Origin of the sequence: Trujillonella endophytica (genome assembly GCF_900110555.1) — a bacterium.
GTDB classification, from domain to species: Bacteria; Actinomycetota; Actinomycetes; order Mycobacteriales; family Geodermatophilaceae; genus Trujillonella; species Trujillonella endophytica.
Map to the genome: position 1 here is coordinate 84,553 of NZ_FOEE01000003.1, position 25,765 is coordinate 110,317.

22 protein-coding genes are annotated in these 25,765 nt (G+C 73.3%); 19 read left to right on the top strand and 3 right to left on the bottom strand.

What is annotated here, in order from left to right; translation table 11 throughout:
* The first annotated feature begins 68 nt into the window (after positions 1-68).
* The 17 genes from BMY88_RS05615 to BMY88_RS05695 all read left to right on the top strand — a co-directional run bounded on the left by BMY88_RS05615 (position 69) and on the right by BMY88_RS05695 (position 20,207).
* Positions 69-1,352: a geranylgeranyl reductase family protein gene (locus BMY88_RS05615; protein WP_170860976.1), complete on the top strand. Its 1,284-nt coding sequence runs from the start codon at positions 69-71 to the stop codon at positions 1,350-1,352.
* An 87-nt stretch (positions 1,353-1,439) separates the two neighbouring features.
* Positions 1,440-1,802, top strand: coding sequence for an NADH-quinone oxidoreductase subunit A (locus tag BMY88_RS05620; RefSeq protein WP_091941079.1), 363 nt, complete (start codon positions 1,440-1,442; stop codon positions 1,800-1,802).
* A gap of 22 nt (positions 1,803-1,824) precedes the next feature.
* A complete protein-coding gene (locus BMY88_RS05625) occupies positions 1,825-2,505 on the top strand; it encodes a NuoB/complex I 20 kDa subunit family protein (protein ID WP_091941081.1) in 681 nt (226 codons plus the stop codon).
* Positions 2,502-3,191: an NADH-quinone oxidoreductase subunit C gene (locus BMY88_RS05630; protein ID WP_091941083.1), complete on the top strand. Its 690-nt coding sequence runs from the start codon at positions 2,502-2,504 to the stop codon at positions 3,189-3,191. The genes BMY88_RS05625 and BMY88_RS05630 overlap by 4 nt, the downstream gene beginning before the upstream one ends.
* Positions 3,192-3,201: 10 nt before the next feature.
* Entirely contained in the window at positions 3,202-4,524 is a 1,323-nt protein-coding gene (locus tag BMY88_RS05635; RefSeq protein ID WP_091941085.1) for an NADH-quinone oxidoreductase subunit D, read from the top strand.
* A 73-nt stretch (positions 4,525-4,597) separates the two neighbouring features.
* On the top strand, positions 4,598-5,596 hold the full coding sequence (gene nuoE / locus BMY88_RS05640) for an NADH-quinone oxidoreductase subunit NuoE (protein WP_091941087.1): 999 nt from the start codon (positions 4,598-4,600) through the stop codon (positions 5,594-5,596).
* Positions 5,597-5,599: 3 nt separating this feature from the next.
* Positions 5,600-6,928 carry an NADH-quinone oxidoreductase subunit NuoF gene (gene nuoF, locus BMY88_RS05645; protein WP_091941090.1) on the top strand — a complete coding sequence of 443 codons (1,329 nt, stop codon included), beginning with the start codon at positions 5,600-5,602 and terminating at the stop codon, positions 6,926-6,928.
* Complete coding sequence (locus BMY88_RS05650) at positions 6,925-9,402, top strand: NADH-quinone oxidoreductase subunit G (RefSeq protein ID WP_091941092.1); 2,478 nt, start codon at positions 6,925-6,927, stop codon at positions 9,400-9,402. The genes nuoF and BMY88_RS05650 overlap by 4 nt, the downstream gene beginning before the upstream one ends.
* The gene (gene nuoH, locus BMY88_RS05655) at positions 9,399-10,934 is read left to right on the top strand and encodes an NADH-quinone oxidoreductase subunit NuoH (RefSeq protein WP_091941094.1); all 1,536 of its coding nucleotides are present in this window, start codon (positions 9,399-9,401) and stop codon (positions 10,932-10,934) included. Before BMY88_RS05650 ends, nuoH begins: the two co-directional genes overlap by 4 nt.
* On the top strand, positions 10,927-11,574 hold the full coding sequence (nuoI, locus tag BMY88_RS05660) for an NADH-quinone oxidoreductase subunit NuoI (protein ID WP_211435512.1): 648 nt from the start codon (positions 10,927-10,929) through the stop codon (positions 11,572-11,574). Before nuoH ends, nuoI begins: the two co-directional genes overlap by 8 nt.
* Positions 11,571-12,407, top strand: coding sequence for an NADH-quinone oxidoreductase subunit J (locus BMY88_RS05665; RefSeq protein WP_091941096.1), 837 nt, complete (start codon positions 11,571-11,573; stop codon positions 12,405-12,407). The genes nuoI and BMY88_RS05665 overlap by 4 nt, the downstream gene beginning before the upstream one ends.
* Positions 12,404-12,703: an NADH-quinone oxidoreductase subunit NuoK gene (gene nuoK / locus BMY88_RS05670; RefSeq protein WP_091941098.1), complete on the top strand. Its 300-nt coding sequence runs from the start codon at positions 12,404-12,406 to the stop codon at positions 12,701-12,703. Before BMY88_RS05665 ends, nuoK begins: the two co-directional genes overlap by 4 nt.
* A 22-nt stretch (positions 12,704-12,725) precedes the next feature.
* The gene (nuoL, locus tag BMY88_RS05675) at positions 12,726-14,639 is read left to right on the top strand and encodes an NADH-quinone oxidoreductase subunit L (RefSeq protein WP_091941100.1); all 1,914 of its coding nucleotides are present in this window, start codon (positions 12,726-12,728) and stop codon (positions 14,637-14,639) included.
* A gap of 87 nt (positions 14,640-14,726) precedes the next feature.
* Positions 14,727-16,382: an NADH-quinone oxidoreductase subunit M gene (locus tag BMY88_RS05680; RefSeq protein ID WP_091941102.1), complete on the top strand. Its 1,656-nt coding sequence runs from the start codon at positions 14,727-14,729 to the stop codon at positions 16,380-16,382.
* Complete coding sequence (gene nuoN / locus BMY88_RS05685; protein WP_091941104.1) at positions 16,382-17,941, top strand: NADH-quinone oxidoreductase subunit NuoN; 1,560 nt, start codon at positions 16,382-16,384, stop codon at positions 17,939-17,941. The genes BMY88_RS05680 and nuoN overlap by 1 nt, the downstream gene beginning before the upstream one ends.
* On the top strand, positions 17,941-18,999 hold the full coding sequence (locus BMY88_RS05690; protein WP_091941106.1) for a polyprenyl synthetase family protein: 1,059 nt from the start codon (positions 17,941-17,943) through the stop codon (positions 18,997-18,999). The genes nuoN and BMY88_RS05690 overlap by 1 nt, the downstream gene beginning before the upstream one ends.
* Before the next feature lie 8 nt (positions 19,000-19,007).
* Positions 19,008-20,207, top strand: coding sequence for a PQQ-dependent sugar dehydrogenase (locus BMY88_RS05695; protein WP_244524468.1), 1,200 nt, complete (start codon positions 19,008-19,010; stop codon positions 20,205-20,207).
* A gap of 56 nt (positions 20,208-20,263) precedes the next feature.
* Here BMY88_RS05695 and BMY88_RS05700 read toward each other — a convergent pair whose 3' ends face one another.
* Positions 20,264-21,355, bottom strand: coding sequence for a 2-oxoacid:ferredoxin oxidoreductase subunit beta (locus BMY88_RS05700; protein WP_091941109.1), 1,092 nt, complete (start codon positions 21,353-21,355; stop codon positions 20,264-20,266).
* Positions 21,352-23,301: a 2-oxoacid:acceptor oxidoreductase subunit alpha gene (locus tag BMY88_RS05705; RefSeq protein WP_091941111.1), complete on the bottom strand. Its 1,950-nt coding sequence runs from the start codon at positions 23,299-23,301 to the stop codon at positions 21,352-21,354. Before BMY88_RS05705 ends, BMY88_RS05700 begins: the two co-directional genes overlap by 4 nt.
* 222 nt (positions 23,302-23,523) lie before the next feature.
* Between BMY88_RS05705 and htpX the strand changes: the two genes are divergently transcribed.
* Both htpX and BMY88_RS05715 read left to right on the top strand, forming a co-directional pair.
* Positions 23,524-24,396: a zinc metalloprotease HtpX gene (gene htpX / locus BMY88_RS05710; protein ID WP_091941113.1), complete on the top strand. Its 873-nt coding sequence runs from the start codon at positions 23,524-23,526 to the stop codon at positions 24,394-24,396.
* Between the two features lie 11 nt (positions 24,397-24,407).
* Positions 24,408-25,205, top strand: coding sequence for an SGNH/GDSL hydrolase family protein (locus BMY88_RS05715; RefSeq protein WP_244524470.1), 798 nt, complete (start codon positions 24,408-24,410; stop codon positions 25,203-25,205).
* Between the two features lie 25 nt (positions 25,206-25,230).
* Here the strand turns inward: BMY88_RS05715 and BMY88_RS05720 are convergent, their stop codons facing one another.
* Complete coding sequence (locus BMY88_RS05720; protein WP_091941117.1) at positions 25,231-25,656, bottom strand: cupin domain-containing protein; 426 nt, start codon at positions 25,654-25,656, stop codon at positions 25,231-25,233.
* Positions 25,657-25,765: the final 109 nt, after the last annotated feature.

A 25,765-nucleotide genomic window follows, 5' to 3' on the forward strand; every position in this document is an offset into this window, starting at 1 on the left:
AGGCTCGGACCCGGCGACTTCGTGAAAATGTTCACAAGCGCACCGGGAACCGGCGAAGGGGGATCGACGTGCCGAGCACGCTCGTCGAGGCGCCGCGCGGGGCCGGCCTGCGGGCCGACGTCGTCGTGGTCGGCACCGGGCCCGCCGGGTCGTCCGCGGCCCGGACGCTGGCGGCGGCGGGCCTCGACGTCGTGGTCCTCGAGAAGGCCGACTTCCCGCGCGAGAAGGTCTGCGGCGACGGCCTGACGCCGCGCGGGGTCAAGGCGCTCGACGACCTCGGGGTCGACACCACGGGCTGGGTGCGCCATCGGGGGCTGCGGGTCTTCGGCGGCGGCGAGGTGGTCGAGGTCGACTGGCCGCAGCTGCGGTCCTGGCCCTCCTACGGGCTCATCCGCACCCGCAGCGACCTGGACACCGTGCTGGCCGACCACGCGGCGGCCGCGGGCGCCCGCGTGCACACCGGCGTCCAGGTGACCGATCCGCACCTCGACGACGCGGGCCGCGTGATCGGCGTCCGTGCTCTCGTCGGCCCCGGTCGCGAGCCCGCCACCTGGCTCGCGCCGCTGGTCGTCTCCGCCGAGGGCACGTCCGGCCGGCTGGCCAAGTCGCTGGGGCTGGTCCGCCGCGAGGACCGGCCGCTCGGCGTCGCCGTCCGCCGGTACGTGCGCACGCCGCGCGCCACCGACCCCTACCTCGACATCTCCTTCGACCTCTCCGCGGCGGGGCCCAGCGCGGACTCGATGCCGGGCTACGGCTGGTCGTTCGGCATGGGCGACGGCACCGCCAACGTCGGCTTCGGCCTGCTCGACACCCGGCGGGGCAGCGGCGCGGAGCCGCGGGCGGTGCTGCGCCGGTGGCTGGCGACGCTGCCGCCGGAGTGGCAGCTCGGCGAGGAGTACGCCGTCACCCCGCTGCGCGGCGCGGGGCTGCCGATGGCGCTGCACCGCGGCCCGGCCTACACCCGCGGGCTGCTGCTGGCCGGTGACACCGCCGGCACGGTGAACCCGTTCAACGGCGAGGGCATCAGCTACGCGCTGGAGACCGGCCGGATGGCCGCCGAGGCGGCCGTCGCGGCGCTCGCGCTGCCCGAGGGCCCCGCGCGGGAGGCGGCGCTGCGCCGCTACCCGGCCCGGCTGCGCGAGGAGTACGGCTCCCACCACCGGCTGGGCATGGGCTTCCTGGCACTGCTCGCCCGCCCCGAGGTGGTCCGCTTCGCCACCGCGCACGGCCTCCGGCGCCCCGCACTGGTGCACCGGGCGCTGCGGCTGATGGGCAACCTCTCCGACGGCCGCGACGGCGACCGGTTCGACCGGGCGCTGGCCGTCCTGACCCGACTGACCCCGGCAGCGTGAGGTCGACATGACGATCCGATACCGAATGACCACCGAACGTCCGCGACACGCGCGGGCCGTGATGGCCGTCACCGTAGGCTGCCGCTGATGCTGTCGTCCTACGTGCCGATCGTCGGCCTGTTCGCCCTGGCCGCGGCGTTCGCATTCTTCTCCGTCGCGGCGGCCCCGTTCATCGGCCCGCGCCGCTACAACCGGGCCAAGCTGCAGGCCTACGAGTGCGGCATCGAACCGGTCGACCAGTCGCTGCACGGCGGCCGCTTCCCGGTGAAGTACTACCTCGTCGCGATGCTCTTCATCATCTTCGACATCGAGATCGTCTTCCTCTACCCGTGGGCGGTCGCGAACGACGCGCTCGGCGTCTTCGGGCTGGTCGAGATGGTCGTGTTCATCGCGACCGTGTTCATCGCCTACGCATACGTGTGGCGGCGTGGGGGGTTGGAATGGGACTGAGCGTGGGACTGGCGGTTCGATAATGGGTCTCGAGGAGAAGCTGCCCTCCGGCGTCCTGCTGACGTCGGTGGAGAAGCTCGTCAACTGGACGCGCAAGTCGTCGTTCTGGCCGGCCACCTTCGGCCTGGCCTGCTGTGCCATCGAGATGATGGCCACGGGCGCCGGGCGCTACGACCTGGCCCGCTTCGGCATGGAGGTCTTCCGGGCCTCGCCGCGGCAGGCCGACCTGATGATCGTGGCCGGCCGGGTGAGCCAGAAGATGGCGCCGGTGCTGCGGCAGATCTACGACCAGATGCCCGAGCCGCGGTGGGTGCTCGCCATGGGCGTGTGCGCCAGCTCCGGAGGGATGTTCAACAACTACGCGATCGTGCAGGGCGTCGACCACGTCGTCCCGGTGGACATGTACCTGCCCGGCTGCCCGCCGCGGCCGGAGATGCTGATGGACGCGATCCTCAAGCTGCACTACAAGATCCAGCACGAGCCGCTCGGTCCGAAGCGGGAGAAGGCGCTGGCTCGCGCCCGGGAGGACGGCACGGCGCCGGACCTGCTGGTGGAGATGCCCTCCAGCGTGCGCGCCGACAAGGCGGCCCGGCGGGCCTACGAGCAGGCCGCGGCCGAGGGCCGCGCCGGCCAGTTCGCGATCGATCAGCGCGGCGGCAACGCGGTGCTGCTGCCCGAGCCGTACGTGCGGGGCCGGTCGTGACCAGCGACGACGGCTTCCGGCGCGGCGCGTTCGGCGTCAGCGGCAGCGGCGACACCTCCGGGTTCGGCGGTCTCGTCCGGGTCGAGCCCGGCGGGGCGGTCGCCCTGCACTCCACCGACCGGCCCTACGGCGGCTGGTTCGACGAGATCACCGACGTGCTGATCGAGGCGGTGGGGGAGGCCACCTACGCCGCCGCCGTGCAGCGGGTGCTGGTCGACCGCGGCGAGATCACCTACTTCGTGGCGCGCGAGCACCTGCCGACCCTGGTCCAGGCGCTCCGGGACGACGACGCGCTGCGCTTCGAGCTGCTGAGCAGCCTCTCCGGCGTCGACTACCTCGACAGCGGTGGCCCCGAGGTCACCCCCGGCCGGCCGCGGCTGCACGTCGTCTACCACCTGACGTCGATGACCTACCGCCGGCGCATCCGCCTCGAGGTGGCCGTGACCGCGGAGGACCCGCACGTGCCGTCGGTGACGGGCGTCTACCCGACGGCGGACTGGCACGAGCGGGAGGCCTACGACATGTTCGGCATCGTCTTCGACGGCCACCCCTCGCTGACCCGGATCCTCATGCCCGACGACTGGGACGGCTTCCCCCAGCGCAAGGACTACCCGCTCGGCGGCGTCCCGGTGGAGTACCACGACGCCACCATCCCGCCGCCCGACACCCGCCGCGCCTACCGGTGAGGGGCATCGCATGACCACCACACAGGACCCGTACGCCGGCTCCCGCGAGACCACCGAGGGCCGGGTCTACACCGTCACCGGCGGCGACTGGGACCAGACCTTCGGCGCCGACCGCGGCGGCGAGGAGCGTCTCGTCGTCAACATGGGCCCGCAGCACCCCTCCACGCACGGCGTGCTCCGGCTGATCCTCGACCTCGAGGGCGAGACGGTCACGAAGGCCCGGGTGACCATCGGCTACCTGCACACCGGCATCGAGAAGAACACCGAGTACCGCAACTGGACCCAGGGCACGACCTTCGTGACCCGCATGGACTACCTGGCCCCGCTCTACAACGAGGCCGGCTACTGCATGGCCGTGGAGAAGCTGCTCGGCATCGAGATCCCGCAGCGCGCGCAGACCATCCGCGTCCTCGTGATGGAGATCAACCGGATCGCCTCGCACCTGGTCGGCCTGGCCACCGGGGGCATGGAGCTCGGCGCCCTCACCGCGATGACCAACGGCTTCCGCGAGCGCGAGCTGTGCCTGGACCTCCTCGAGGAGATCACCGGCCTGCGGATGAACCACGCCTACATCCGCCCCGGCGGGCTGGCGCAGGACCTCCCGCCCGGCGCGGTGGAGTCCATCCGCGAGTGGCTGACGATCATGCCCAAGCGCCTGGCGGAGTACCACAAGCTGCTCACCGGTCAGCCGATCTGGCAGCGCCGGCTCAAGGACGTCGGCTACCTCGACGTCACCGGCTGCGTCGCCCTCGGCGTGACCGGCCCGATCCTGCGCGCCGCCGGCCTGCCGTGGGACCTGCGCAAGGTGCAGCCCTACCTGGGCTACGAGACCTACGACTTCGAGGTGCCCACCGCCGACACCTCCGACGCCTGGGGCCGCTACCTGGTCCGGATGGCCGAGATGCAGGAGTCGCTGAAGATCGTCGCCCAGGCGCTGGACCGGCTCGAGCCCGGGCCGGTCATGGTCGCGGACAAGAAGATCGCCTGGCCGGCCCAGCTCTCGCTCGGCGCCGACGGCATGGGCAACTCGCACGAGCACGTCCAGCACATCATGGCCGGCTCGATGGAGTCCCTGATCCACCACTTCAAGCTGGTCACCGAGGGCTTCCGGGTCCCGGCCGGGCAGGTGTACGTGCCCGTGGAGTCCCCGCGCGGCGAGCTCGGCTACCACGTCGTCAGCGACGGCAGCACCCGCCCGTGGCGCGTCCACGTGCGCGACCCCAGTTTCGTGAACCTGCAGGCCACGGCCGCCATGAGCGAGGGCGGCATGATCGCCGACGTCATCGCTGCGGTCGCCTCGATCGACCCCGTGATGGGAGGTGTCGACCGGTGAGCGAGCTCGCGAGCCACCCCGGAGACACAGCAGCGCCGCGAGCGACGGCGACGAGCGCCAGCGAGGAGACGACGTGAGCGCACTCCCCGGATCGGCGGAGGGCACGGCGGTGACCGGGCTGGACTCCAGCCCGGTGGACTCCTCGCCCGAGACACTGGCCGACCTGCCGCCGCTGACCGAGCAGACCCGGCTCGAGGCGCGGGAGATCATGGCCCGCTACCCGCAGGCCCGCTCGGCGCTGCTGCCGATGCTGCACCTGGTCCAGTCCGTGCAGGGCTACGTCTCGCCCGAGGGCGTGACGCTGTGCGCCGAGGAGCTCGGCCTGACCAAGGCCGAGGTCGGCGCGGTCGCGACGTTCTACACGATGTACAAGCGCAGCCCGACCGGCCGGCACCTGGTCAGCGTCTGCACCAACACGCTGTGCAACGTGCTCGGCGGCCAGCGGATCATGGACGCCCTGAGCGCCGACCTCGGCGTGCACCACAACGAGACCGCGCCGGACGGCTCGGTCACCCTCGAGCACGCCGAGTGCCTCGCGGCCTGCGACTACGCGCCCGTGGTGACCGTCGACTACGAGTTCTACGACCAGCAGGACGTCGAGAGCGCGCGCGAGCTGGTGGCCGCCCTGCGGCGCGGCGAGAAGCCGCACCCCACCCGGGGTGCGCCGCTGAGCGACTTCCGCGGCATCTCCCGGCAGCTGGCCGGCTTCTCCCAGTGGGCGGACGCCGGCGCCGAGGCAGCCGCCGTCGACGCCCCGTGGTCGGCCGGCCCCACGCTGATCGGCGTCCACCTCGCCGACGAGCGCGGCGAGGCGGCTCCGCCCATGCCCCGCGCGTCGGCGACCTCCTCCTCCGGCGGGGAGGCCGCGGAGGCGGCGGGGATCGAGTCCGCCCAGCGCGGCGCCCCGGAGCCGTCCGGGCGCTCCCTCGCCGACGCGAACGACGGCACCGACACCCCCGCGGGGACCGAGCCGGGCACGAGTGGCCAGGGCCCCGCCGCCCGCCCCCGGTCCGCCCCGGGCCCCGCCACCCGCCCCCGGTCCGCCCCGGGCCCCGCCACCGGGAAGGCCTGACCGATGCCCCTCACCCCCGTCCTCACCTCGCGCTGGGGCGCCGACCAGCCCTGGAAGCTGGCCACCTACGAGTCGCTGGAGGGCTACGCCGCGCTGCGCACCGCGCTGACGATGGAGCCCGACGAGCTGGTCACCCTGGTCAAGGACTCAGGCCTGCGCGGGCGCGGCGGCGCGGGGTTCCCGACGGGCATGAAGTGGAGCTTCATCCCGCAGCCCAAGCCGGGGGAGACCCCGACCGGCCCGGCGGCCAAGCCCAAGTACCTCGTGGTCAACGCCGACGAGGGCGAGCCGGGCACGTGCAAGGACCTGCCGCTGATGATGACCGACCCGCACTCGCTGGTGGAGGGCGTGATCATCTCCGCGTACGCCATCCGCTGCCACTACGCGGTCATCTACGTCCGCGGCGAGGCCGTGCACGCCCACCGCCGGCTGGTCGCGGCCGTGCAGGAGGCCTACGCCGCCGGCTACCTCGGTACCGACGTCCTGGGCTCGGGCTACGACCTCGAGCTGGTGGTGCACGCCGGCGCCGGGGCCTACATCTGCGGCGAGGAGACGGCGCTGCTGGACTCCCTCGAGGGCTACCGCGGGCAGCCGCGGCTCAAGCCACCGTTCCCCGCGGTCGCCGGCCTCTACGGCGCCCCGACGGTGATCAACAACGTCGAGACGCTGGCCAGCGTGCCCTTCGTCGTCCGGGGCGGGGCCGACTGGTTCAAGGCCTTCGGCCCGGAGAAATCGCCCGGTCCGAAGATCTACTCGCTGTCGGGCCGGGTCGTGCGTCCCGGCCAGTACGAGGCCCCCATGGGGACGACGATGCGCGAGCTGCTGGAGATGGCCGGCGGCATCCGCCCGGGCCACGAGCTCAAGTTCTGGACCCCCGGCGGCTCGTCGACGCCGTACTTCACCGCCGAGCACCTCGACGTGCCGCTGGACTTCGACTCGGTCGCCGCCGCGGGCTCGATGCTGGGCACCACCGCGCTCATGGTGTTCGACGAGACCGACTCGATCGTCGAGGCCACCCTGCGGTTCACCGAGTTCTACGCGCACGAGAGCTGCGGCAAGTGCACCCCCTGCCGGGAGGGCACGTACTGGCTGGTCCAGATCCTGGAGCGGCTGGTCGAGGGGCGCGGCACCGCCACCGACCTCGACCTGCTGACCGACACCTGCGACAACATCCTCGGCCGCTCGTTCTGCGCCCTCGGCGACGGCGCGACCAGCTGCATCGCCAGCTCGCTGAAGTACTTCCGGGACGAGTACATCGCGCTGCTGCCCCCCGAGGAGCAGGCGCGTCTGGGCCGTTCCCTCCGCCTCGAGCCCGTCGGAGCCGCCTCGTGACCCTCACGCCGACCTCTCCGGAGCCGGCCGCGGCGATCCCGCCCGGCGCCCCGGGCCCGCACACCCCGCCCGACGCCGTCCGCTGCACGATCGACGGCTTCGACGTCGCGGTGCCCAAGGGGACGCTGATCATCCGCGCGGCCGAGCAGATCGGCGTGCAGATCCCCCGGTTCTGCGACCACCCGCTGCTCGAGCCGGTCGGCGCGTGCCGCCAGTGCCTGGTCGAGGTGGAGGGCCAGCGCAAGCCGGTGGCCTCCTGCACCATGCCGGTGACCGAGGGCATGGTGGTGCAGACGCAGCTGACCAGCCCGGTCGCCGACAAGGCCCAGCAGGGCACCATGGAGCTGCTGCTGATCAACCACCCGCTGGACTGCCCGGTCTGCGACAAGGGCGGCGAGTGCCCCCTGCAGAACCAGGCGATGAGCAACGGGCGCGCCGAGAGCCGGTTCGTCGACGTCAAGCGGACCTACCCCAAGCCGCTGCCCATCAGCAGCGAGGTGCTGCTGGACCGCGAGCGCTGCGTGCTGTGCGCGCGCTGCACCCGGTTCTCCCAGCAGGTCGCCGGCGACCCCTTCATCGAGCTGTTCGAGCGCGGCGCGCTGGAGCAGGTGGCGATCTACCAGGACGAGCCCTTCGAGTCCTACTTCTCGGGCAACACCACCCAGATCTGCCCGGTGGGCGCGCTCACCAGCGCCCAGTACCGGTTCCGCTCCCGCCCGTTCGACCTGCGCAGCGAGGACAGCGTCTGCGAGCACTGCGCGTCGGGCTGCGCCCAGCGCACCGACTACCGCCGCGGCCGGGTGCTGCGCCGGCTGGCCGGTGACGACCCGCAGGTCAACGAGGAGTGGAACTGCGACAAGGGTCGCTGGGCGTTCCGGTACGCCACCGCCACCGAGCGGTTCACGACGCCGCTGGTGCGGCGCGACGGCGTGCTGCAGCCGGCCTCCTGGCCCGAGGCGTGGGCGGCGGCCGCCGCCGGGCTCGCGGCCGCCCGCGCCGCCGGCGGGGTCGGCGTGCTCCCGGGCGGGCGGCTGACCGTCGAGGACGCCTACGCCTACGCCAAGTTCGCCCGCGTGGCCCTCCGCACGGCCGACGTCGACGCCCGCGCCCGCGCGCACTCGGCCGAGGAGGAGGCCTTCCTCGCCGCCCGGGTCGCCGGCCGGTTCCCGGGGGCCGGCGCGGTCACCTACGACGAGCTGGGCGAGGCCCCGGCGGTGCTGCTGGCCGGCTTCGAGCCGGAGGAGGAGTCGCCGATCGTCTTCCTCCGCCTGCGCCGCGCGGTCCGCACCCGCGGGCTGCCCGTGTTCGACCTCGCCCCGTTCGCCACGCGCGCGGCCGTGAAGCTGCAGGCCACCGTGCTGGGCACGCTGCCGGGCACCGAGGCCCGGTCGCTGGCCGCGCTGGCCGCCGGCACCTGGGGCGGACCGGCGGTCGAGGCGCTGCGGAAGCCGGGAGCCGTCGTGCTCGCCGGCGAGCGGCTGGCCGAGGTCCCCGGCGCGTTCAGCGCACTGACCGAGCTCGCCCGCGTCACCGGCGCCCGCGTGGCGTGGGTGCCCCGTCGGGCGGGTGAGCGCGGGGCGGTGGAGGCCGGCGCCCTGCCCGGCCTGCTGCCCGGCGGCCGCGTCGTCGCCGACGCCACGCACCGGGGCGAGGTCGCCGCGCTGTGGGGGCTGGCCCCCGACGCGCTGGCCACCGCTCCCGGACGGGACACCACCGGCATCCTCACCGCCGCCCGCGACGGCGAGCTCGGCGGCCTGCTGGTCGGCGCCGTCGACCCCGCGGACCTGCCCGACCCCCGGCTCGCCGAGGCGGCACTGGCCTCGGCCGGGTTCGTGGTCAGCCTGGAGCTGCTGCCCAGCGCGGTCACCGACCACGCCGACGTCGTCCTGCCGGTCGCCGCGGCGCCGGAGAAGGCCGGCAGCTACCTCGACTGGGAGGGCCGGGTGCGGTCCTTCGACGCCACGCTGCACGGCAGCGGCCAGCTTCCCGACGGCCGGGTCCTGCACGGGCTGGCCGAGGCCATGGGCGTGGACCTCGGCCTGCCCGACGTCGGGGCCGCGCGGGCGGAGCTGGGCCGGCTCGGCCTCCCCGCCACCCAGGCGCCGGTCACCGGCCTGGACGTCGCCCCCGCCCCCGACGCGGAGCTCGGGGAGGGCGACGCGGTGCTCGCCTCCTGGCGGCAGCTGATCGACATCGGCACCCTGCAGCGCGACGAGCCCGAGCTGGCCGGCACGGCCCGCCCGCCGGTCGCCCGGATCGGCCGGGAGGCCGCGGCCCGGCTCGGACTGACCGACGGCGACCGCCTCACGGTGACCGGCGCGGCAGGGTCCCTGACGCTCCCGGTCCGGGTCACCGAGATGCCCGACCGGGTGGTCTGGTTGCCGATGCGCTCGCCGGGCAGCGAGGTCCGCACCGGGCTCGGCACCGCCCCCGGCGGCGTCGTCCGTCTCTCGGCCGCCGGAGGTGCCGCGTGAGCCTGCTGGCCAGCCCCGAGCAGCCGACCCTCGAGGACTTCGGCACCGACGTCTGGTGGATCGTCCTCATCAAGGTCGTCGGCGTCTTCGTCGTCCTCGTGGTGATGACGCTGTTCGCGATCGTCTTCGAGCGCAAGGTCGTCTCGCGGATGCAGCAGCGGATCGGCCCCAACCGGGTCGGCCCCCGCGGCTACCTGCAGAGCCTGGCCGACGGCCTCAAGCTCGCGTTCAAGGAAGACATCATGCCGGCGCTGGCCGACAAGCCGGTGTACTTCCTGGCCCCGGTGATCGCCGCCGTCCCGGCGTTCCTCGCGTTCTCGGTCATCCCGATGGGCCCGTCCGTCAGCATCTTCGGCGAGCGCACCCCGCTCCAGCTCACCGACGCCCCCATCGGGGTGCTGATCGTCCTGGCCTGCTCGGCGATGGGCGTCTACGGCATCGTGCTGGCCGGCTGGGCCTCCGGCTCGACCTATCCGCTGCTCGGTGGCCTGCGCAGCGCCGCGCAGATGGTCAGCTACGAGATCGCGATGGGGCTGTCGATCGTCGCCGTCTTCCTCTACGCGGGGTCGATGTCCACCTCGGAGATCGTCGCCGCCCAGGCGAACGGCAACGAGGTCTCCTTCTTCGGCTGGGAGTTCACCGGCCCGAGCTGGTTCGCCGTGCTGCTCCCGGTCAGCTTCGTCATCTACGCCATCGCGGTGGTGGGGGAGACCAACCGGGCGCCGTTCGACCTGCCCGAGGCCGAGAGCGAGCTGGTCGGCGGCTTCCACACCGAGTACTCGTCGCTGAAGTTTGCGCTGTTCTTCCTGGCCGAGTACATCAACATGGTCACCGTCTCCGCGCTGGCCGCGACGCTGTTCCTCGGCGGCTGGCGGGCCCCGTGGCCGCTGTCGATCTGGGACGGCGCCAACTCCGGCTGGTGGCCGATGCTGTGGTTCTTCCTCAAGGTCGTCGTCGCGCTCTTCGTGTTCATCTGGCTCCGCGGCACGCTCCCCCGGCTGCGCTACGACCAGTTCATGCGGTTCGGCTGGAAGGTGCTGGTCCCGACCGCGCTGGTCTGGATCCTCGCCGTCGCCACCATGCGCACCGTGTCCCGCGAGGCCGACCTGTCCACCGGCCAGGTGGCGCTGTTCGTCGGCGTGCCGATCGCCCTGCTGGTGCTGGGCGGCCTGTGGATGTTCGGCCGGGCGGAGAACAGCACCACCCGGATCGCGGCGGAGAAGGCCACCGCCGGCGCGATCCGGGCCACCGAGCCCGAACCCGAGGTGCTGGCCCCGGCCGGGCCGCGGCGCCGTCCGGCGCAGCGGACCGGGCCGATCCGGGCCGAGGGCGGCTTCCCCGTCCCGCCGATGGACCTCGTCGTCCCGCCGTCGCCGCGGCTGCGCCGCGCCGAGCCGGTGGGTGCGGCCGCCCGCGCCGACGGCGGCCTGGTGGCCACCGGCCGCCGCGGCGGCCGTGCCCACGACCCCAGCGGTGCGGCGCTCCCCGCCGACGCACGCAGCCCCGAAGCACAGGAGGACGGCGATGCCTGACCGTGCACCCGATCGCGCGCCGGCCACGAGCGGCGGCGAGAAGGGTCTCGCGCAGGCGTCCCGGGGCGGCGAGGTCGAGCGGTCCGCCGGCCGGTCCGCCGCCCCGGCGCCCGCGGGCCGCCGCAGCCTGCTCCCCGCCCCCGGGCAGGGCTTCGGCGTCACCTTCGCGCAGATCTTCCGCAAGGTGACGACCGAGGAGTACCCGGAGGTCCCCAAGGTGACCAAGCCGCGCTACCACGGGCGGCACGTGCTCAACCGGCATCCCGACGGCCTGGAGAAGTGCGTCGGCTGCGAGCTGTGCGCCTGGGCGTGCCCGGCCGACGCCATCTACGTCGAGGGCGGGGACAACACCGAGGACGCCCGCTTCTCGCCCGGCGAGCGGTACGGGCGCGTCTACCAGATCAACTACCTGCGCTGCATCTTCTGCGGGCTGTGCATCGAGGCCTGCCCGACCCGCTCGCTGACGATGAGCAACGACTTCGAGCTGGCCGACGACAACCGACGGGACCTGATCTACACCAAGGAGCAGCTCATGGCCCCGCTGCTGCCGGGCATGGAGTCGCCGCCGCACCCCATGCGCCTGGGCGAGGACGAGAAGGACTACTACCTGGCCGCCACCCAGCGCGGCGAGACGCCGTGACGGCGCTGGCCGCGGCGGCGGACACGGGCGTGTCCCTGGGCACGGGCGAGGCCGTCGTCTTCTGGATCCTCGGGCCCCTGGCACTGGCCGGGGCGCTGGGGATGGTGTTCTCGCGCAACGCCGTCCACTCGGCGCTGTGGCTGGTCACCACGATGCTCTCGCTCGGCGTCTTCTACGTCGTCCAGGAGGCGCCGTTCCTCGGCGCGGTGCAGATCATCGTCTACACCGGCGCGATCATGATCCTGTTCCTCTTCGTGCTCATGATGGTCGGCCGGGACTCCTCCGACTCGGTCGTGGAGACCCTGCGCGGCCAGCGGATCGCGGCCATCGTGTTCGGCGTCGGCTTCGCCGGACTGGTCGGCGCCGGGATCGCCCGGGCCACGCAGGACCTCTCCGCCGAGGGCCTGGACGCCGTCCAGGGCGGGGAGACCAGCAACATCGAGGCGATCGCCGAGCTGCTGTTCACCCGGTACCTGCTGGCCTTCGAGGTGACCAGCGCGCTGCTGATCACCGCGGCCCTCGGCGCGATGGTGCTCGCCCACATCGAGCGCGAGCCCGGGACCCGGCTCACCCAGAAGGAGCTCTCGCGGGCCCGGTTCCTCACCACCGACCGGCCGCAGACGCTGCCCGGCCCCGGTGTCTTCGCCCGCGCCAACTCGGTCGCGACCCCCGCGCTGCTGCCCGACGGGACCCTGGCCGAGGACAGCTTCGCCACCGGTATCGAGCCCGCGGAGGTGGACCAGATGCCACATCCCACGGGCCGGCCGCAGCTGGGCGGCCCGGACGACGCGCTGGGCACCCGGGACGGCGCCTCGGGGGGGAACCGCTCGTGACCCTGGCCCACTACCTGGTGCTCGCCGCGATGCTGTTCACGATCGGCGCCGTCGGCGTCCTCGTGCGGCGCAACGCGATCGTCGTGTTCATGTGCGTGGAGCTGATGCTCAACTCGGTGAACCTGACGCTGGTCACCTTCGCCCGCGCCACCGGCACCGTCGACGGCCAGATCATGGCCTTCTTCGTGATGGTCGTGGCCGCCGCCGAGGTCGTGGTCGGGCTCGCGATCATCATGTCGATCTACCGGACCCGCCGGTCGGCGTCGGTCGACGACGCCAACCTCCTCAAGTACTGACGAAGACGGGGATCCCGGACACATGGACACCGTGCCCGCCGACGGGCTGCTGTCGGCCTCCTGGCTGCTGATCGCCCTCCCGCTCGCGGGTGCCGCGGTGCTGCTGCTCGGAGGCCGGCGCACCGACCGCTGGGGCCACCTGCTGGGCACCGCCACCGTGGCGATCGCCTTCGTCATCGCGCTGGCCTGCGCGTTCTCCCTCGACGACCGGCAGGTCGCCGTCCACCTGTTCACCTTCATCGACACCGGCTCGCTGGAGGTCGACGCGGGGCTGCTGTTCGATCCGCTGTCGGCGGTCTTCGCGCTGCTGATCACCGGCGTGGGCGCGCTGATCCACGTCTACTCGATCGGCTACATGGCGCACGACCCGCGCCGGCGGCGGTTCTTCGCCTACCTGAACCTCTTCGTCGCGGCGATGCTCCTGCTGGTGCTCGGCGACAACTACGTCGCCCTGTACGTCGGCTGGGAGGGCGTGGGCCTGGCCTCCTACCTGCTCATCGCCTTCTGGCACGAGCGCCCGGCAGCGGCCACGGCGGCCAAGAAGGCGTTCATCATGAACCGGGTCGGCGACGTCGGCCTGGCCCTGGCGATCTTCGTGATGTTCGCCCAGCTGGGCACCGTCACCTACGAGGGCGTCTTCGGCTCCGTCGGCCTGCTCGCCGGTGGCACCGTGACCGCGATCGGGCTGCTGCTGCTCCTCGGCGCCTGCGGCAAGTCCGGCCAGTTCCCGCTGCAGGCCTGGCTGCCCGACGCCATGGAGGGCCCGACGCCGGTCTCGGCCCTCATCCACGCGGCGACCATGGTGACCGCGGGCGTCTACCTGATCGCCCGGTCGGCGCCGATCTACGACCTGACCGAGACGGCCCGCACCGTCGTCCTGGTCGTCGGCGCGGTCACGCTGATGATCGGCGCGATCGCCGGCTGCGCCTACGACGACATCAAGAAGGTGCTGGCCTACTCGACGGTCAGCCAGATCGGCTACATGTTCCTGGCCGTCGGACTCGGCCCGGTCGGCTACGCCGCCGCCATCGCCCACCTGCTGACCCACGGGTTCTTCAAGGCCGGCCTGTTCCTCGGCGCCGGGTCGGTCATGCACGCCATGGACGACCAGGTGGACATGCGCCGCTTCGGCGGGCTGGCCAGGAAGCTGCCGATCACCTTCGTCACCTTCGGGCTGGGCTACCTGGCCCTGATCGGCTTCCCGTTCCTGTCCGGCTACTGGACCAAGGACGCGATCATCGAGGCCGCGCTCGACCGCGGCGGGGTGTCGGGCTGGGTGCTGGGCGGCGTCGCCGTCCTCGGCGCCGGGCTCACCGCCTTCTACATGACCCGGCTCATGCTCATGACCTTCTTCGGCCGGGCGCGCTGGGCGCCCTCGGCCCCCGGCCGGCCCGCGCCGCACCCGCACGAGTCGCCGTCGGTCATGACGGTGCCGATGGTCGTGCTCTCCGTCGGCTCGGTCGCGGCCGGCTTCCTGCTCGTGCAGGTCTTCCCGCTCGACGAGTGGCTGGCCCCGGTGTTCGGTGAGCCGCACGAGGCCGAGCACGTCATCGCGCCCGCCGTGGTCGCGACCGTCGTCACCGCCGTGATGGTCCTCGGGGTGCTGGCCGCCTGGCTGTTCGTCGGCCGGCGCGAGGTGCCCGTGGTGGCGCCCGAGCGGGTCTCGGTGGTCACCCGCGCAGCGCGCAAGGCGCTGTACGCCGACGCGATCAACGAGTCGCTGTTCATGCGCCCGGGCCAGTGGCTGACCCGCGCGCTGGTGTGGGTGGACAACCGCGGGGTGGACGGCGCGGTCAACGGGCTCGCGGCCGGGCTGGGCGGCTCCTCGTCCCGGCTGGGCCGCGCCCAGACCGGCTTCGTGCGCACCTACGCGATGGGGATGCTCGGCGGCGCGGTGCTGGTCGCGGGCGCGCTGCTGGCGGTGACGGCCGGATGAGCGGACAGCCGAGCACTGCGCGCGGGACGACGACCGGCCGAGAACGTGCCCACCGTGGCGGGCGAGCCGTAGCTTGCGGAGGCGACCATGAGTGACTTCCCGTTCCTGCTGCTCATGATCGCGGTGCCCGCGGTCGGGGCGGCCGTCGTCGCGGCGCTCCCGAGGGGGCGCGACCTGCTGGCCAAGCAGATCTCCCTCGGCGTCAGCCTCGTGGTGCTGCTGCTGGCCGTCCTGGCCACCGTGGCGTTCGACGCCGGCGGCGACCGGTTCCAGCTGACCAGTTCGGTCTCCTGGATCGAGGACTTCGGGGTGTCCTTCGCCCTGGGCGTCGACGGCATCGCCCTGGTGATGCTGCTCCTGATCGGCGTCCTCGTGCCAGTGGTGATCGGGGCCTCGTGGGACGACGAGCCGGTCGGCACGCGGTCGATGACGGTGTTCTTCGCCTGGATCCTGCTGCTCGAGGCGCTGATGGTCGGGGTCTTCGCCGCGACCGACGTCTTCCTGTTCTACGTCTTCTTCGAGGCGATGCTCGTCCCGATGTACTTCCTGATCGGCAGCTTCGGCGGTCCGCGACGGCAGTACGCGGCGGTCAAGTTCTTCCTGTACAGCCTGGTCGGCGGCCTGATCATGCTGGCCGCGGTGATCGGCCTGTACGTGGTCAGCGCGAACCAGGGCGAGGGCAGCTTCGCCTTCGAGGTGCTGAACGCCATCGACATCGACCCCGACGTGCAGAAGCTGCTGTTCCTCGGCTTCTTCGTCGCGTTCGCGATCAAGGCGCCGCTGGTGCCCTTCCACACCTGGCTGCCCGACGCCGGTGCCGAGGCCCCGGTCGGGGGAGCGGTGCTGCTGGTCGGCGTCCTGGACAAGGTGGGCACGTTCGGCTTCCTGCGCTACTGCCTGCCGCTGTTCCCCGACGCCTCGCGCGACTTCGCGCCGTACGTGCTCGCCCTCGCCGTCGCCGGGGTGCTGTACGCGGCGCTGCTGGCGATGGGGCAGAGCGACATGAAGCGGCTGGTGTCCTACACGTCGGTCGCCCACTTCGGGTTCATCGCGCTCGGGATCTTCGTGTTCACCACCGAGGCCGCCACCGGCGCGGTGCTCTACATGGTCAACCACGGCCTCGCGACCGGCCTGCTGTTCCTCGTGGTCGGCATGCTCATCGCCCGCGGCGGCTCCCGGCGCATCTCCGACTACGGCGGCGTGGCCGCGCAGGCCCCCGTGCTGGCCGGTGTCTTCCTCGTCGCCGGACTCGCCTCGCTGGCCCTGCCCGGCACCAACAGCTTCGTGAGCGAGTTCCTGGTGCTCGTCGGCTCCTACCCCAGCCGCCCGGTGTTCACGATCGTGGCCACCGTCGGCATCATCCTGGCCGCGCTCTACGTGCTGCTCATGTACCAGCGCACCATGCACGGCCCGGCCCGCGGGCTGATGGGCGGGCACGACCTGGCGACGCCGGACGGCGGGGAACCGGCCGGTCCCGCCGGGGACACCGGCGGCGCGACCGCCACCGCCACGGTGACCGCCGCGCCCGCGACGGCCCGGCGGGTCCCCGACCTCAGCCGCCGGGAGATCGCCGTGGCGTCCCCCCTCGTGGCGCTGATCATCGTGCTCGGCGTCTACCCGCAGCCGCTGATCGACCTGATCGAGCCGGCCGTCGCCGCGACGATCTCCGACGTCGGCGGCGACCCGGGCGGCGCCGAGCCGCAGGCCGACACCGACGCTGCCCGGACGGAGGCGGGGAACTGATGATCGAGGCACCCGATCTCGACTACGCGGCCCTGGCGCCGCTGCTCTTCCTGTTCGGCGCGGCCTGCATCGGCGTGCTCGTCGAGGCGTTCGCGCGGCGCGAGGTCCGCCACCCGGTGCAGCTCGCCGTGGCGCTCGTCGGCACCGTGGGCGGCTTCCTCAGCGCGATCCTGCTGGCCAGCACCCGCGAGCTGTCCGGCGACGGCGCGGACGTGACCGCGGGCGATGCCCTGGCCGTCGACGGTGCCGGGATCTTCCTGCAGGCCACCATCGCCGGCCTGGGCGCCCTGTCGATCCTGCTGTTCGCCGAGCGCGCGCTGGACCCGGCGCGGTCGTCGTTCGTCGCCGCGGCCGCCGTCCCTGCGGGCAGCCCGCGCGACCGGGAGCTGCTCACCTCCGAGCGGGTGCAGACCGAGGTCTACCCGCTGGCCACCTTCGCGCTCGGCGGGATGATGCTGTTCGTCGCGGCCAACGACCTGCTGGTCATGTTCGTCGCGCTCGAGGTGCTCAGCCTGCCGCTGTACCTGATGTGCGGCCTCGCCCGCCGCCGCCGGCTGCTCTCCCAGGAGGCGGCCGTCAAGTACTTCCTGCTGGGCGCCTTCGCCTCGGCCTTCTTCCTGTACGGCCTCGCCCTCGTCTACGGCGCCACCGGCAGCGTGCGGCTGTCCGCGGTCCAGGAGGCGGTGACCGACGGCGGCGGCGACACCCTGCTGGTCCTGGGGCTGGCGCTGCTGATCGTCGGGCTGATGTTCAAGGCCAGCGTCGCGCCGTTCCACACCTGGACGCCGGACGTCTACCAGGGCGCGCCCACCCCCGTCACCGCCTTCATGGCGGCCTGCACGAAGGTGGCCGCCTTCGGCGCCATCCTGCGGCTGCTCTACGTCGGCTTCGGCACCGACGAGTGGACGTGGCGGCCGCTGATCTACGGCATCGCGATCGTCTCGATGATCGTGGGCGCGGTGCTGGGCCTCACCCAGACCGACCTCAAGCGGATGCTGGCGTACTCCTCGATCGCGCACGCGGGTTTCCTGCTCACCGGTGTCCTCGGCTTCGACGCGACCGGCGACAGCCCGGGCCTGTCGGCCACGATGTTCTACCTGCTGGTGTACGGGCTCACGACGATCGGCGCGTTCGCCGTCCTCACCATGATCCGGGACGGCGACGGCGAGGCCACCCACCTCTCCTCCTGGGCGGGGCTGGCGCAGCGGTCGCCGGTGATCGCCGCCGTCATGACGCTGTTCCTCCTGGCGCTGGCGGGGATCCCGCTCACGAGCGGCTTCACCGGGAAGTTCGCGGTGTTCCGTGCCGCCATCGACGACGGCGCCTGGCCGCTGGTCGTCGTGGCGCTCCTGACCAGCGCCGTGGCGGCGTTCTTCTACCTGCGGGTCGTCGTCCTCATGTACTTCTCCGAGCCGGCGCCCGACGGCCCGACGGTCGGCGTCCCCGGCCTGCCGACGACCATCGTGCTCGCGGTGACGGCCGCGGCGACCCTGGTACTGGGGGTCGTGCCCGGGTCGGTGCTCGACCTCGCAGGCCAGGCGGCTAATCTCGTCGGCTGATGACCGGAGCCCGCGCCGCAGTCGACGCAACGCCATCCGTCCAGGCCTGGCACCGCGCGTCCACCCCGGCGTCCACGATCGGTGCCTGGCTCCCCGAGGGCGCCCTCGGGGACTCCCTCGCGGAGGGGCTGGCCGGCGTGGAGACGGCGCTGACGGCGTCGGTCGACAGCCCGCATCCCTTCGTGCGGGAGGCGGCCGGACACCTCATGGCCGCCGGCGGCAAGCGGTTCCGGCCCATGCTGGCGCTGCTGGCCGCGCAGCTCGGAGACCCGGCGGCGCCCGAGGTGACGGCGTCGGCGGTGGTCTGCGAGCTGACCCACCTGGCGACGCTGTACCACGACGACGTCATGGACGAGGCCCCCGTCCGCCGCGGTGCCCCGAGCGCCAACACCCGCTGGACCAACAGCGTCGCGATCCTCACCGGCGACTTCCTGTTCGCCCGCGCCTCCGACCTCCTGGCCGGCCTGGGCCCGGAGGCGGTCCGCGTGCAGGCGCGCACCTTCGAGCGGCTGGTCACCGGTCAGATCCGGGAGACCGTCGGCCCCGCGCCCGGCGACGACCCCGTCGACCACTATCTCGAGGTGCTGGCCGACAAGACCGGCTCCCTGGTGGCCACCGCCGCCCGGTTCGGCGCCACGTTCGCCGGGGTCGACGCCGCGCTCGTCGAGGCGCTCACGGAGTTCGGCGAGGAGGTGGGCGTCGCCTTCCAGATCTCCGACGACCTCCTCGACATCGTCAGCGAGGCCGGCACCTCCGGGAAGTCGCCGGGCACCGATCTGCGGGAGGGCATCGCCACCCTGCCGGTGCTGTTCGTGCTCGCCGGGGACGACCCCGCCGAGGCGCGGCTGCGCGAGCTGGTCGCCGCGCCGGTGACCGACGACGCCGAGCACGCCGAGGCCCTGGGCCTCCTGCGGTCCTCGGCGTCGCTGGAGCGCGCCACGGCGGTCCTGCGGGAGTACGCGGATCGGGCCCGCGAGCGCCTGGCGGAGGTGCCGCCCGGTGACGTCCGCGAGGCGCTGTCCGCGCTCTGCGACTACGTCGTGACCCGCACCAGCTGAGTGACCCCGTGCCCCCCACCGCGCGCGCGTCGGCGGCGGGGGTGCTGATGCTGGCGCTGCTCGCCGCCTGCACGGGCGGGGGCGACGACGCCCCCGCGGCCGCCCGTCCGCCGGAGGGGGCGCCCGCGCTGGAGGTCACCGTCGTGCTCGACGGGCTCGACCACCCGTGGGACGTCGCCCAGGCGCCCGACGGCACCCTCCTGGTCGACGAGCGGGCCGGCGGGCTGACCGCCGTCCTGCCCGACGGCACCGTCCGGGAGGTGGCCGCCGACTTCGGGGACCTCTTCGCCGAGGGCGAGACCGGCCTGATGGGGCTGGCGCTGGACCCGGCGTTCGGCCGGGCGCCGGATCCGGCATCGGGGGAGAGCCGCCGCTTCTACACCTGCCAGGGCGCGCGGGACGGCACCGCGGCCGGCATCGAGGTCGTCGCGTGGACCATGGCCGAGGACTGGTCGACGGCCACGCGGGTGGCCGATCCCCTGATCGGCGGCATCCCGGCGAACGAGCGGTCGGGCCGGCACGGCGGCTGCCGCCTCGCGTTCGCCGCCGACGGCGCGCTGCTGGTGGGCACCGGCGACAACGCCGTCGGCACCAATCCGCAGGACCTGACCACCCTGGCCGGCAAGGTGCTACGGGCCGATCCGGCGACCGGCGCGGCCCTGCCCGACAACCCCTTCGTCGGCTCCGGTGACGGCGCGCAGGACCTGATCTGGACCTTCGGGCACCGCAACGTCCAGGGGCTCGCGCTGCGTCCCGGCAGCGGGCAGGTGTTCTCGGTCGAGCACGGCCCCGACCGCGACGACGAGGTCAACCTCCTGCGGCCGGGAGCCAACTACGGCTGGGACCCGGACGGCGGCGGCAGCTACGACGAGACCGTCCCCATGACCGACCCGGACCTCCCCGGCGCCGTCGGCGCGGTGTGGAGCTCCGGGCGCCCGACGATCGCCACCTCCGGCGGCACGTTCCTGACCGGCGGCCGCTGGGGTGCCTACGAGGGGCTGCTGGTCGTCGGAGTCCAGAAGGACACCGGCCTGCTGGCGCTACGGCTGGACGCGGACGGTGTCCTGGTGGATCAGTTCCGCGTCCCCGAGCTCGAGGACGTCCACGGGCGGCTCCGCAGCCCGCGGCTGGGCACCGACGGCGCCCTCTACGTGACCACCGACAACGGCGGCGGCGACGACGTGCTCCTCCGCGTGACCGCGGCGTAGGAACGCCGCAGGGCCCGCCCCCCAGCGGGAGACGGGCCCTGCGGGACGGTCCGCCCTCAGGCGGAGATGGTCCAGGTGTCGTTGCCGGCCAGCAGCGCGTCGAGGTCGGCGGACCCCTCCGCCGCGGCGACGTCGAGCTGCTCGGCCATCATCGCGTCGTAGGTCGGCTTCTGCACCGAGCGGAAGACGCCCATCGGCGTGTAGCGCAGGTCCTGGCTCGAGAGCCGGGACAGCGCGAACGCGTACGCCGGGTCGGCCCGGTGCGCGTCGTGGACGACGATCTCCTCGGGCCGGACCTGGTTGGTCTCGGCGATCCGCAGACCACCGACGTCGTCGCGGACGACGCAGGCGGCACCCTCGGGCCCGAAGACCAGCGGCTCGCCGTGGACCAGCGGGATCGACCACTGCACGCCGGTAGTCGGGTCCTTGAGCAGGTCGAACGCGCCGTCGTTGAAGATGTTGCAGTTCTGGTAGATCTCCACCAGCGCGGTGCCCTGGTGCTCGGCCGCCTGCCGCAGCACGTCGGTGAGCCCCTTGCGGTCGGAGTCCATCGCCCGGCCGACGAAGGTCGCCTCCGCGCCGAGGGCCAGCGAGACCGGGTTGAACGGGTGGTCCAGCGAGCCCATCGGGGTGGACTTGGTGACCTTCCCGACCTCCGAGGTCGGCGAGTACTGGCCCTTGGTCAGCCCGTAGATCCGGTTGTTGAACAGCAGGATCGTGATGTTGACGTTGCGGCGCAGCGCGTGGATGAGGTGGTTGCCGCCGATCGACAGCGAGTCGCCGTCGCCGGTCACGACCCACACCGACAGGTCGGGACGGGAGGCGGCCAGGCCGGTGGCGATCGCCGGCGCGCGGCCGTGGATCGAGTGCATCCCGTAGGTGTTCATGTAGTACGGGAACCGCGAGGAGCAGCCGATCCCGGACACGATCACCATGTCCTCGCGGGCGATGCCGAGCGAGGGCAGGAAGCTCTGGACCGCGTTGAGGATGACGTAGTCACCGCACCCGGGGCACCAGCGCACCTCCTGGTCGGTCTTGAAGTCCTTCGCCTTGAGGGCGGTCTGCTTCTCGCCCTGCGACGCCACCGAGGAGGTGATGGCGTCGGCGATCGGACCCTCGAGGGGCATGCCGAGGTCGATGGTGCTCATTCCGCGCCTCCGGTGGGGTCCGCGGCGAGTTCTGCGCCGCTGGTGGAGTCGATGACGTCCTGCAGCACGGCGGCGAGCTCGGCGGCCCGGAAGGGCAGCCCCCGCACCTGCGTGTGGCTCTGGACGTCGACGAGGTACTTCGCCCGCAGCAGCAGCGCGAGCTGGCCGAGGTTCATCTCCGGGCAGACCACCCGGTCGTAGCGCCGCAGGACCTCGCCCAGATCGGCCGGGAACGGGTTGAGGTGACGCAGGTGGATCTGCGCCACCTTGCGGCCGGAGCGGCGGACCCGCCGGCAGCCGGCACCGATGGGCCCGTACGTGGAACCCCAGCCGATCACGGCCACCCGGGCGTCGCCGTCCGGGTCGTCGACCTCGGTGGCGGGGATCGACGCGGCGATGCCGTCGATCTTCGCCTGCCGGGTGCGGACCATGAAGTCGTGGTTCTCCGGGTCGTAGGAGATGTTGCCGGTCCCGTCGGCCTTCTCCAGCCCACCCACGCGGTGCTGCATGCCCGCCGTCCCCGGGATCGCCCACGGGCGGGCGAGGGTCTCCGGGTTGCGCAGGTAGGGCAGGAACTCGCCGTCGGCACCGTTGGGCTCGGTCGCGAAACCGACCGCCCCGGTGAGGTCCGGGAGGTCCGCGCCGGCCGGCACCGCCCACGGCTCGGAGCCGTTGGCCAGGTAGCCGTCGGACAGCAGGATCACCGGCGTCCGGTAGGTGAGCGCGATGCGCGCGGCCTCGATGGCGGCGTCGAAGCAGTCACCGGGGGAGCGTGGCGCGATCACCGGCAGCGGCGCCTCGCCGTTGCGCCCGAACATCGACTGCAGCAGGTCCGACTGCTCGGTCTTGGTGGGCAGGCCGGTCGAGGGCCCGCCGCGCTGCACGTCGACGACGATCAGCGGCAGCTCGATCATCACCGCCAGGGCGATCGCCTCGGACTTCAGCGAGACACCCGGCCCGGACGTCGTCGTGATGCCGAGCGCGCCGCCGAAGGATGCGCCGATCGCCGACGCCACGCCGGCGATCTCGTCCTCGGCCTGGAACGTCCGGATGCCGAAGGCCTTGTGCTTGGACAGCTCGTGCAGGATGTCCGACGCCGGCGTGATCGGGTAGGCGCCGAGGAAGATCGGCAGCCCGGAGCGCTGGCCGGCCGCCACGAGGCCCAGCGACAGCGCCTGGTTGCCGGAGATGTTGCGGTACTTCCCCGGGGCCATCGGGGCCGGCTTGATCTCGTAGGAGACCGCGAACGCCTCGGTGGTCTCGCCGTAGTTGTAGCCCGCGCGGAAGGCCGCGATGTTGGCCGCCGCGATGTCGGGCTTGCGGCGGAACTGGCGCTCGAGGAAGCGGACCGTGCCCTCGGTCGGGCGGTGGTACATCCACGACAGCAGCCCGAGCGTGAACATGTTCTTGCTCCGCTCGGCCTCCTTCTTGCCCAGGCCGGAGTGGGCGAGCGCCTCCAGCGTCATGCTGGTCAGCGGCACGGCGACGGTCTGCCAGCCCTCCAGCGACCCGTCCTCGAGCGGGTTGGCCGCGTAGCCGACCTTCGCCAGGTTGCGCGAGGTGAACTCGTCGGAGTCGACGATCAGCAGCCCGCCGCCGGGAAGGTCGGCGAGGTTGGCCTTCAGCGCCGCCGGGTTCATCGCCACGAGGACGTCGGGGGCGTCGCCCGGCGTCATGATGTCGTGGTCGGCGAAGTGCAGCTGGAAGCTGCTGACCCCCGGCAGGGTCCCCGTAGGTGCCCGGATCTCCGCGGGGAAGTTGGGCAGCGTCGACAGGTCGTTGCCGAAGGACGCGGTCTCGCTCGTGAACCGGTTTCCGGTCAGCTGCATGCCGTCGCCGGAGTCACCGGCGAGCCGGATCACCACGCGGTCGAGCTCGACGACGCTCTTCACGAGGCCACCAGGCGCAGAGCTGCCCGCCGTCACGGCCGGGTCGGTCGCAGTCATCAGTGCATTACCTCCACCGGGCGAGGTTACGTGGGTGTGACGAACCAGTGCTGTGGGATCGCACACTCGGGGGAACGTGAGGGTGTGCGATCGCCCGCCGTCGGACGTCGTGGCCGCGGCTCCCGCGCATCAGAAACCCCTCGGCCCGCGGTCCATCGTGCCGTGGCGCAACCGGTCCGGGGGCGTGGGGAACGGCGCCCCCCGGAGCCGCGTTGACCGGGCGTGCACCGCTGGACCAACGCCGTGAAGACGGCCCTGCTGCTGGGCCTGATGGGCGGGCTCATCCTCGCGGCGGGTGCGCTCATCGGCGGCCGGGGCGGGCTCGCCGTCGCCCTGGTGGTCGCGCTGGCCGTCAACGGGTTCGCGTACTTCAACTCCGACAAGCTCGCGCTGCGGGCGATGCGGGCGTTCCCCGTCACCGAGACCCAGGCCCCGCAGCTGTACGCGATGGTGCGCGACCTGGCGACCGAGGCGCGCCAGCCCATGCCCCGGCTGTACGTCAGCCCGACCGAGCAGCCGAACGCCTTCGCCACCGGCCGCAATCCGCGCCGGGCCGCCGTGTGCTGCACCCAGGGCATCCTCGAGCTGCTCGACCGCCGCGAGCTGCGCGGCGTCCTGGCCCACGAGCTGTCCCACGTCTACAACCGCGACATCCTGATCAGCTCGGTGGCGGCCGCGATGGCCACGGTGATCACCTACCTGGCGCACATGGCGATGTTCGCCTCCCTGTTCGGCGGCCGGGCCGGCGACGACCGCGGGGGTGGCAACGCGCTCGGCGCCCTCCTGCTGGTCGTCCTCGGCCCGGTGGCCGCCGGACTGGTGCAGCTGGCGGTCAGCCGCAGCCGCGAGTACCAGGCCGACGCCACGGGCGCGCAGCTGTCGGGCGACCCGCTCGCGCTCGCGTCGGCGCTGCGCAAGATCGAACGCGGGGCGGGCGCCCGGCCACTGCCGCAGGAGGACCGGCTGGTCGCCCAGAGCCACCTGATGATCGCCAACCCGTTCCGCGGCCGGGGGCTGGCCACGTGGTTCGCCACCCATCCGCCGATGGCCGAGCGCATCGCCCGGCTGGAGCAGATGGCCGTGGACCGGTCCTAGGCTCGCCTCCCGTGCGGACGGGAAGCGGTGCGGTGCGGTTCGTGGCGGTGGGGGACAGCTTCACCGAGGGGGTCGGCGACGAGCTGGCCGACGGCGCGGTCCGTGGCTGGGCCGACCTGGTCGCCGGCGGGCTCGCCGCGGCCACCGACGGTCCGGTGCAGTACGCGAATCTCGCCGTCCGCGGCCGGCTGCTGGCACCGATCGTCACCGAGCAGGTCCCGGCGGCGCTGGGTCTGGCCCCGGCGCCCACGCTCCTCACCCTCAACGGCGGCGGCAACGACATCATGCGGCCCGGGGTCGACGCGCGGCGCCTGCTGGGGCTGACCGAGCAGGCGGTGGGCCGGGTCGTCGAGTCGGGCGTGCAGCTGGTGCTCATCAGCGGGGCGGACCCGTCGGGCCGGCTGCCGTTCGGCGCCACGATGCACCGCCGTGCCGCGCAGCTGACCGTCGCGCTGGAGGAGATCGCCGCCCGGCACGGCGCGACCTTCGTCAACGCCTTCGCCGACGCCGAGCTCCGCCGCGCCGGCTACTGGTCGCCCGACCGGCTCCACCTCGGCCCGGCCGGGCACCGGCGCGTGGCGTCGCTGGTGCTGGCGACGCTGGGCCACGACGTCGCCGCCGCGGCCGTCGACCCGGGGCCCGAGACCCCGCGCCGGCTGCGCGCCGAGGTCCGCTACTACCGCGAGCACGTGCTGCCGTGGCTGGGCCGCCACCTGCGCGGCCGCTCCTCCGGCGACGCGCGCACCGGCAAGCACCTGGACTGGGTGCCGGTCACGCCGGCCCCCGCGGGCACGGCTCCGCTGGCCTGAGTCGCGCTTCCTGGGTCGTCGCGGCTCAGCCCAGCCGGTCGAGGACGTCCCGCGGGATCGGTGGGCCGAGCGGAACCACGGCGGGGACCGGCCGCAGGGCCCAGGGCGGCGGCTCGGTGCCGCGCGCCTCGGCGGCCATCCGGGCGAACTGGCGCTCGAACCCGGCCGGGGTGCACACCAGCAGGTACCGCGCGGGGGCGTCGCGGCGGTTCGCGAGCGCGTGCGCGGCGCCGCGCGGGGCGAAGGCCAGCTGCCCGGGGGTCCGGACGACCAGGTCCTCGCCCACACGGAACACCAGCTCACCGTCCAGGACGTAGAAGGCCTCATCGAAGTCGTGCCGGTGCAGCGGCGGTCCTGCGCTGCGCGGCGGGACGACGTTCTCGACGAGGGACACGGCGCCGCCGGTCTCCTCGCTGCGCAGGAGGACGGTGCTGCGGAGATCGTGAGTCACGGGAGGTCCTGTCGGCGGGGGTCGGCGGCCGGCCGGGCACCGGCCGCCCGGACGGGCTCGACGGCGTCGCCGTCATCCCTTCGACGGAACGCGGCAGGAGGATGTGACG

Bases quoted from the DNA above. Each gene is read 5' to 3' on its own strand.
- BMY88_RS05620 (WP_091941079.1), top strand. From the start codon at position 1,440: ATGCTGTCGTCCTACGTGCCGATCGTCGGCCTGTTCGCCCTGGCCGCG.
- BMY88_RS05625 (WP_091941081.1), top strand. From the start codon at position 1,825: ATGGGTCTCGAGGAGAAGCTGCCCTCCGGCGTCCTGCTGACGTCGGTG.
- BMY88_RS05635 (WP_091941085.1), top strand. From the start codon at position 3,202: ATGACCACCACACAGGACCCGTACGCCGGCTCCCGCGAGACCACCGAG.
- nuoF (WP_091941090.1), top strand. From the start codon at position 5,600: ATGCCCCTCACCCCCGTCCTCACCTCGCGCTGGGGCGCCGACCAGCCC.
- nuoI (WP_211435512.1), top strand. From the start codon at position 10,927: ATGCCTGACCGTGCACCCGATCGCGCGCCGGCCACGAGCGGCGGCGAG.
- nuoL (WP_091941100.1), top strand. From the start codon at position 12,726: ATGGACACCGTGCCCGCCGACGGGCTGCTGTCGGCCTCCTGGCTGCTG.
- BMY88_RS05680 (WP_091941102.1), top strand. From the start codon at position 14,727: ATGAGTGACTTCCCGTTCCTGCTGCTCATGATCGCGGTGCCCGCGGTC.
- nuoN (WP_091941104.1), top strand. From the start codon at position 16,382: ATGATCGAGGCACCCGATCTCGACTACGCGGCCCTGGCGCCGCTGCTC.
- BMY88_RS05690 (WP_091941106.1), top strand. From the start codon at position 17,941: ATGACCGGAGCCCGCGCCGCAGTCGACGCAACGCCATCCGTCCAGGCC.
- BMY88_RS05700 (WP_091941109.1), bottom strand. From the start codon at position 21,355: ATGAGCACCATCGACCTCGGCATGCCCCTCGAGGGTCCGATCGCCGAC.
- BMY88_RS05705 (WP_091941111.1), bottom strand. From the start codon at position 23,301: ATGACTGCGACCGACCCGGCCGTGACGGCGGGCAGCTCTGCGCCTGGT.